Origin of the sequence: Flavobacterium sp., from assembly GCF_044338735.1 — a bacterium.
Taxonomy (GTDB): domain Bacteria; phylum Bacteroidota; class Bacteroidia; order Flavobacteriales; family Flavobacteriaceae; genus Flavobacterium.
The window spans coordinates 1-7,834 of the sequence record NZ_JBIIWV010000104.1 but is presented as its reverse complement, the minus strand read 5'-3'; the positions used below and the strand labels follow the sequence as shown (position 1 = coordinate 7,834).

Below are 7,834 nucleotides of genomic sequence, written 5' to 3'. Positions count from 1 at the left end.
TTTTTCACCATTGAAAGCGTTAATCCAAATAAATTTTTAGGACAAGAAGCCATGATTGGACAATATGCGCATGGTAACGAACCAAGTCATCATATTGTTTACTTATATGCTTTTTCAGATACACCAAAAGTGGGGCAAAAATACATTCATAAAATCATCAACGAATTTCACAATAATACAACAGATGGAATGATAGGAAATGACGATTGCGGTCAAATGTCGGCTTGGTATATTTTATCTTCATTAGGATTTTATCCTGTAAATCCAGCAAATGGCGAATTTGTTTTGGGTGTACCTCAAGTCAAAAACGCTACAATCCATTTAAAAAATAATAAAAAATTTACCATAGGTACATCTAATTTTTCTGAAGATAATAGTTATTCAAACACTCAAAAACTAAACAATATAGAATTAAGCAAACCAATTATAAACTATTCTGATATTATAAATGGCGGAATACTTATTTTTAAAATGACAAATCATTACTAATTATGAGAAATATTCATAAAACACTACTAATTTTCACTTTATTCACTTTGACATTACATGGTCAAAACCAAAATAAAGTGGCTGAAAAATATCAAATACTACCTTTTGGAAGCATCAAACCCACTGGCTGGCTGAAGACACAAATGCAAAAAGATGTTGATGGTTTTGTGGGTAATTTGGATAAATTGGTGCCTGAATTAATCAATGACCCTATTTACAGTACAGGTAGATTGCATAAAAACAGTAAGGTTAAAGATTTAGGGAACAATAAAGAAGGTGATGCAGAAGGCAGCGAACAATACAAATGGTGGAACAGCGAAACACAATCCAATTGGTGGGATGGGTACATTCGAAATGTAATTTTACTCAACGACAAAGCTGGACTTAAAAAAGTGGAACAATATGTTCAAAAAGTTTTAAAATCGCAAGACGAAGATGGCTATATTGGTATTTACGATAAAGAATTACGTTATAATTTCAATTCAGAAAATGGCGAATTATGGTCAAAAGCTACTATGTATCGTGGTTTACTGGCGTATTATGAGTATTCAAAAGACAAAAAAGTATGGAATGCTATTGTGAAAGCTGTAGATAATGTAATGACAAATTATCCAATAGGTAAATCAAGTCCGTTTGAATCAGGCAAAGCATTTAATGGTGGCGTATCACACGGATTAACGTTTACCGATGTTTTAGATAAAATGTATCAAATCACAGGCGATACAAAATATGCAAACTATGCCCTATTTTTATTTTTGGATTTTAGCAAAACCTATCAATCCGAAAAAGACGTTCAATTGAACAATATTTTAAATCCAAACTACAAGTTACAATCGCATGGTGTGCATACCTACGAGCATTTACGTCCATTATTAGTTGCCACTTATGCTGATAAAAATACTGAATTACAAAAAGCATTGGAGATTTACATTCAACGAATTGAGAACACCACAACACTAACAGGTGGGGCTATTGGCGATGAATGGATTGCCGAAAGAACTGCAGATGCAACTCATACAGGTTATGAATATTGTTCGTTACATGAATTATTAGACAGTTATACCGTTTTATTACAAAAGCAAGGAAATCCAAAAACGGCAGAAGCAATAGAGACTATTTTCTACAATGCAGCTCAAGGTTCCAGAAACCCGAATCATTCTTGTATAGCTTATCTAAAGACCGATAATTCGTTTGAAATGATGGGTACAAAAAATGGTGAAGTGGAGCCCAACCGTAATCAAACCAGATACAAATATTCACCTGCACATCAAGATGTAGCTGTTTGTTGCAATCCCAATGCTGGAAGAATTACTCCTTATTTCATTGAAAAATCATGGCTAAAAGAAAACGAAAATACGCTTGTAAATGTGCTTTTAATGCCTAATTCTGTAGAAACAAAAATTCAAAATCAATTAATAAAAATTGAAAGCATTACGGAATACCCTTTTGAGAATACATTTACCTTCAAGATTTCAAATCCTAATTATGCGCAACCTATAATCAAAATTAGAAAACCAGCATGGGCTACTAAAGTTATAACTAATGAAAGCTATGTTTTGGAAAATGATTTCATAGTTATTGATAGAAAATTTGGAAATGAGGATAAAATTCAAATTGAATTTAAAACCGAAATTCAAATTAAAGAAGATAAAAATCAAGAGAAATATTTCAGTTACGGCGCATTGTTTTATGCGAAACCCATCGATGCTATTGAGCAAATAGGAAAATCGTATTTCACTCATTTTGATGATTTAACCTATAAGCCAATTAATACCAATCGTTTTGAATTTATTGAAGAAAATCAAGCTTCCTTCAATAATGGTCAAATTATTTTGAAAGCAAAAAATAAAACAACTAATCAATTAGAAAACATTACGCTTATCCCATTTGGCAAAACCATTTTAAGACAAGTGAGTTTTTAAAACAAAATAATCGATAATCAAATACAGTTTCCTTTTTTTGAATAAGATTTTAGTCTCAAAAGTTCGAAGTTAAATCTTCTATCGCCACAATAACAACAATTTTGGGGTTATTTTTTTTTATACTTTAATTATCAAAGCATCATTATTAAAAATAGTTTTTTGATTTCCTATATTTGCATAAATTTTTAAATCATGCAACACATAATCGATCGCTTTGTAAGCTACGTAACTATAGATACTGAATCAGATGCGAGTTCAAACACGACTCCCAGCACCAAAAAACAATTAGACCTAGCTAATCTTTTGGTGAAAGAACTGAAACAAATAGGTTTAACCGAAGTAACCATTGACAAAAATGGATACGTAATGGCAACGCTTGAAAGCAATGTAAAACACAAAGTGCCTACCATTGGTTTTATATCACATTATGATACTACGCCCGATTTTACTGGTGCCAATGTAAAACCGCAAATTGTAACCAACTACGATGGTGGCGACATCATTTTGAATAAAAAACAAAACATCGTTTTATCACCTGCCTATTTCAAAGATTTATTGCAATACAAAGGACAAACTTTAATTACAACTGACGGTACAACCCTACTAGGCGCCGATGATAAAGCCGGAATTACCGAAATCGTCTCAGCGATGGAATACCTAATTCAGCATCCTGAAATCAAGCACGGAAAAATTCGCGTGGGATTTACACCTGATGAAGAAATTGGAAGGGGTGCCCATAAATTTGATGTAGAACAGTTTGGTTGCGAATGGGCTTATACCATGGATGGCAGCCAAATAGGCGAATTAGAATATGAAAACTTTAATGCCGCTGGAGCTAAAATTACCTTCAAAGGAAAAAGTGTGCATCCGGGATATGCAAAAGGAAAAATGATCAACTCCATGCTTTTGGCCAACCAATTCATTTCAAAATTACCTAAAAACGAAATTCCTGAAAAAACAAGAGGATACGAAGGTTTTTATCACGTGGTAGGCATTACCGGAAGTATTGAAGAAACAGTGGTTGAATTAATCATAAGAGATCACAACGCTAAAAAGTTTAAAGACCGAAAAGAGTTGGTGCAAGATTTGGCTACCAAATTCAATAAGAAATGGAAAAAACAATTTGGCGACGAAATTGTCATTGCCGAAGTAAAAGACCAATACTACAACATGAAAGAAAAAGTAAAACCTGTTTTTCATATTGTAGAAATCGCTGAAAAAGCCATGAAAGAATTAGGCATTAAACCGTTAATTAAACCCATTCGTGGTGGAACTGATGGTTGCCAATTATCGTACAAAGGATTGCCGTGTCCTAATATCTTTGCCGGCGGACACAATTTTCACGGAAAATATGAATATGTTCCGGTGGAAAGCATAGTAAAAGCTACCGAAGTCATCGTGAAAATTGCAGAACTTACCGCAAAAAAATAAACAATATAACGCTCTAATTTTAAAATTAATATGTTTTTATCAACCGTTAAAAAAAGTAGTTTCGTTCTTTTACTAGTACTTTCAATCGCTAGTTTTGGACAAGAGAAACATTTAAAAAATATCAAACAACTTACCTTTGGTGGTGATAATGCCGAGGCTTATTTTAGTCCGAAAGGCGATAAATTAACCCTTCAAGTAACTAATAAATCTTTTGGTGTTTCGTGTGACCAAATTTTCATGTTGGACTTACAAGCGCAAGAATTCAACGAAAAAAGCTTGCAACTTGTTTCAACCGGAAAAGGAAGAACCACTTGTTCCTATTATATGCCCGATGGAAAACACATTTTATACGCTTCAACCCATGCGGCAGATCATGCGTGTCCTGCTCCGCCAAAACCTATTGAAGGCAAATATTTATGGGCTATTTATCCAGAATTTGATATTTACATCGCCGATTTAAACGGAAACATTACCAAGCAATTAACCAACAGTCCAGGCTATGATGCCGAAGCAGTAGTTTCGCCCGACGGTAAAAAAATTGCCTTCACTAGTATTAGAAGTGGCGATTTAGAATTATACACCATGGATATCGACGGTAGTAATCTAAAACAAATTACAACCGGTTTAGGTTATGATGGTGGTTGTTTCTTTTCTCACGATAGTAAAAAATTAGTATTTCGTTCGTCTCGACCAAAAACGGAAGAAGCCATTAAAGAATATAAAGATTTATTGGCACAAAATTTAGTTGCTCCGTCTGAAATGGAAATTTATACGTGCAATATTGACGGATCTAATTTAAAACAAATCACCCATTTAGGGAAAGCCAATTGGGCGCCGTTTTTTCATCCATCTGACCAAAAAATTATTTTTTCTTCGAACCATCATTCAACAAGAGGCTACGATTTTCAGTTGTACATGATTGATTTGAATGGCGAAAACCTAGAACAAATTACCTATCAAAGTGAATTCAATGCGTTTCCAATGTTTTCTCCTGATGGAAAAAAATTAGTGTTTTCTAGCAACAGAATGCAAAGCAAACCGAGAGAAACCAATGTATTCATTGCCGATTGGGTGGAAGGAGACGCTGCTGAACTGGCGCAAACCAAATCCTTAAAAAAACACATCACCTATTTATCTTCGGATGAATTGCAAGGAAGATTAACGGGTTCTGTTGGCGAACAAAAAGCTGCCGATTATATTGCCAACCAATTCAAAACAATGGGATTGAAACCCTATGCCAACAAAAGTTACTTCCAAAAGTTCAATTATAAAATAAAATTGAATCCACACGCAACCGATGGCTCGGGTGATAAAGCCAATAACGGAACGAATGTCATTGCGTTTTTGGACAATAAAGCGGCTAAAACCATTATAATTGGTGCACATTATGATCATTTAGGATTGAACGAACACAACCATTCGACCAAACCGAATTCGCATGGTGAAATTCACAACGGAGCCGACGACAATGCTTCAGGAGTAGCGGGTGTATTAGAATTAGCACGCATGTTTTCGCAAAATAAAACCAAAGAAAATGTCAACTATATTTTTGCCTTGTTTTCCGGTGAAGAAGACGGATTAATTGGTTCAAAACACATGGCAGAAACCTTAAAATCGTTACATCCTAATGTGGTTACGATGATTAATATGGACATGATAGGTCGATTAGACAAAGACAAAAGTTTAGTAGTAGGTGGTGTAGGAACAGCACCCGATTTCTCTGCACTAGTCAACAAAAACAAACCTGCTGGGTTTAATGTAACACTAGACAATACTGGGCAAGGCCCTTCTGACCATACGTCGTTTTATTTAAAAGACATTCCTGTGTTGTATTTCTTTACCGGCACGCACAACGATTACCACAAACCGAGTGACGACGAAGACAAAATCAATTATTATGGCGTTAGAAATATTGTAGATTATGTGTTTAGAGTAGCCAATGAAGTAGCCACTATAGACATCATTACCTTTACAAAAACGAGCATGAACTCAGAAAAAGTGGTGCCTAAATACAAAGTAACATTAGGCATTATGCCCGATTATAGCGACCACGGCGACGGCTTGCACATTGACGGCGTAAGCGATAACCGCCCAGCACAAGCAGCAGGCATACTAGCCGGTGATGTTTTAGTAAAAATTGGCGATTGCACCATTAAAGAAGTGTACAGCTACATGGATTGCTTGGCAAAACTAAGCGTAGGCGATGTCAAAGAAGTAAAAGTATTGAGAGAAGGCAAACCCATGACCTTTACCGTGAAGTTTTAAGAACGATGGTTGTACCACCTAAAAAAATGATCCTCAATGTATTGAGGATTTTTTTTGCCCTCTAATTTAATTTATTTAAAAAAAGTTATTGATAAGTAAAAATATTTATTATTTTTGATTTTATTAAATGTTCAACGAAACTTTCGCTTATCTAACCAAATATGGGTGTATATACGAAACTTTGTATCGCATATATACAAGTTAGCGGTCAGCTTAAAAACGACCCAGTAAAAAAAAGAAATAATTAACAAGTGAAAATTTTAGCAGAAACAGAACGACTAATTTTAAGAGAATTAGAATACACAGACGAAAAAGACTTATTCGAAATGGACTCTGACCCAGAAGTTCATTTGTTTATTGAAAATAATCCTGTAAAATCAATTGACGAAATAACAAAAGTGATTGAAATTCTTAAAAAACAATACAAAGAAAATGGAATTGCTCGTTGGGCTGTAATTGATAAACTAACAAACGAATGTATTGGTTGGTCAGGACTAAAATATTTTAACCAACCATTGAATAAACACAACAATTTTTACGAACTAGGTTATAGGTTTAAGAAAAAACATTGGGGGAAAGGTTTTGCTACAGAATCTTCAATCGCAATTTTGGACTATGGATTTGCAAACTTAAATGTTGACAAAATTTTTGCTATAACTGACCCGAAAAATGCAAACTCTAAAAAGGTATTGACTAAATTGGGCTTTGACTTTAAAGAAACTTTTGATTATGAAGGCGACCCAACAGATTGGTTTGAATTGAAAAAGACAACTTGGGAAAATAAAAAGCCGAACCGCTAACAGGCGTTTGGCAAAAAAGCGGGTTCAGTGCTTAAATGTAGCTTTGTGCTTCGTATCAAGTTCAGTGCTGGCAGACAGTTTTGTGCTTCGAAATCCGCTTCTTCGCCAAGCGCCGGAACGTTACCCGACAGCGCGGATTTACAACCCGATAGCGCGGATTTACAATCCGTGCCCATAAAGAGCATAAAATATAAACATGCAAACCCGATAGCGCGGATTTACAATCCGTGCCTCAACTCCCGCGCGATTCCTTTCGCGTGGTAACTAACAAATTAAAAACTAAAATATGAAAACCAACAATTTACTTTACATCCTAAGCCTTATAATCTTGCTTGGATCTATCTATTTAGCTTTGAATATGAAAACTCAGGTAAAATTCAATTAATTGCAGGAATTTTAACAATGATTGGATTGGGTATGAATATTGTAGGATATGCAATGAAAAAACAATAGACCGATAGCACAGATTAACAATCCGTGCCCACAAAAAAATAAAGGGGTTTTGTTCGGTATTCCTTCGATACTTGTTCGATAGAGCTTCGGTAAAATAGGTGTTTTATCGAAGAACCATCGAAGAAAGTACGAACAAAGTACGAACAAAACCTCAATTCATAAAACAAAAAAAAGCCAAACTCCAATTGAAGTTCCCCCGCTCCCGCGCGAATCCTTTCGCGTGGTAACTAAAAAAATAAACAACTAAACTATGAAAAATTCCCGATAGCCCCCGCTCCCGCGCGAATCCTTTCGCGTGGTAATTGTATAAAAAGATATTATTTTTTATATTTGGGTTAGTCTTTAAACAAAAGTATAAATGAGCAGAAATTATAAGTTTCATAATTCAGAAGGTTTGTATTTTGTTAGCTTTGCAGTTGTGGGCTGGTTAGATGTTTTTACAAGAAATGAGTATAAAGATTTAATTGTAGAAAG

General features: G+C 34.8%; 5 protein-coding genes. All 5 read left to right on the top strand.

Annotated elements, in window-relative coordinates; all coding sequences use genetic code 11:
- Nucleotides 1-489, top strand: a 489-nt coding sequence (locus tag ACIQZC_RS07590; protein WP_396138632.1) for a glycoside hydrolase domain-containing protein, incomplete at its 5' end; no start/stop codon positions are given.
- A 2-nt stretch (nucleotides 490-491) separates the two neighbouring features.
- Entirely contained in the window at nucleotides 492-2,411 is a 1,920-nt protein-coding gene (locus tag ACIQZC_RS07585) for a beta-L-arabinofuranosidase domain-containing protein (RefSeq protein WP_396138631.1), read from the top strand.
- A gap of 192 nt (nucleotides 2,412-2,603) precedes the next feature.
- The gene (pepT, locus tag ACIQZC_RS07580) at nucleotides 2,604-3,842 is read left to right on the top strand and encodes a peptidase T (RefSeq protein ID WP_396138630.1); all 1,239 of its coding nucleotides are present in this window, start codon (nucleotides 2,604-2,606) and stop codon (nucleotides 3,840-3,842) included.
- Between the two features lie 30 nt (nucleotides 3,843-3,872).
- The gene (locus tag ACIQZC_RS07575; RefSeq protein ID WP_396138629.1) at nucleotides 3,873-6,107 is read left to right on the top strand and encodes a M20/M25/M40 family metallo-hydrolase; all 2,235 of its coding nucleotides are present in this window, start codon (nucleotides 3,873-3,875) and stop codon (nucleotides 6,105-6,107) included.
- 251 nt (nucleotides 6,108-6,358) lie between these two features.
- Complete coding sequence (locus ACIQZC_RS07570) at nucleotides 6,359-6,907, top strand: GNAT family N-acetyltransferase (RefSeq protein WP_396138628.1); 549 nt, start codon at nucleotides 6,359-6,361, stop codon at nucleotides 6,905-6,907.
- Nucleotides 6,908-7,834: the final 927 nt, after the last annotated feature.

Bases quoted from the DNA above. Each gene is read 5' to 3' on its own strand.
- pepT (WP_396138630.1), top strand. From the start codon at position 2,604: ATGCAACACATAATCGATCGCTTTGTAAGCTACGTAACTATAGATACT.
- ACIQZC_RS07575 (WP_396138629.1), top strand. From the start codon at position 3,873: ATGTTTTTATCAACCGTTAAAAAAAGTAGTTTCGTTCTTTTACTAGTA.
- ACIQZC_RS07585 (WP_396138631.1), top strand. From the start codon at position 492: ATGAGAAATATTCATAAAACACTACTAATTTTCACTTTATTCACTTTG.